This is a genomic window from Frankia sp. CeCAU1 (genome assembly GCF_977971845.1).
The window spans coordinates 1-538 of the sequence record NZ_CDWWXA010000154.1 but is presented as its reverse complement, the minus strand read 5'-3'; the positions used below and the strand labels follow the sequence as shown (position 1 = coordinate 538).

Here is a 538-nt window from a genome sequence, read left to right as displayed (position 1 = left end):
CCCCACCCTCGACCACACGGACGGGAAAGAGGACCGATGGGCTCGGACGACGAGCCGCGGGTCGGGAGTCTGTGTACCGGCTACGGCGGACTTGACCTCGCCGTCCTCGACATCCTCGGTGGCCGCCTTGTCTGGGTCGCCGACACCGACCCCGCCGCCGCCGCGATTCTCGCTCGGCACTGGCCCGGTGTCCCCAACCACGGGGACATCACCGCCGCCGACTGGACCAGCGTCGAGCCGGTCGACGTGCTCACCGCCGGTTTCCCCTGCCAACCCTGGTCCGACGCCGGACGCCAGCACGGCACCGACGACACCCGACATCTCTGGCCGGACGTGGCCCGCGCCGTTCGCGTTCTACGACCACGACTCGTCCTGTTGGAGAACGTGCGCGGGTTCGCTGTTCGAGGACTACCCGCCGTACTCGGGGACCTGGCCGGCTTTGGGTACGACACGCGCTGGCTACGCCAGACCGCATCCGCCATCGGCGCCCCCCACCGCCGGGAACGCTGGTTCGCCCTCGCCTGGCACACCGGCGCCG

Annotated in this window: 1 protein-coding gene; it reads left to right on the top strand. The window is 71.4% G+C overall.

The window, feature by feature from the left end:
• Positions 1 to 36 precede the first annotated feature (36 nt).
• On the top strand, positions 37 to 538 hold a 502-nt coding region (locus tag AC08OO_RS20190), incomplete at its 3' end, for a DNA cytosine methyltransferase (RefSeq protein ID WP_476618907.1).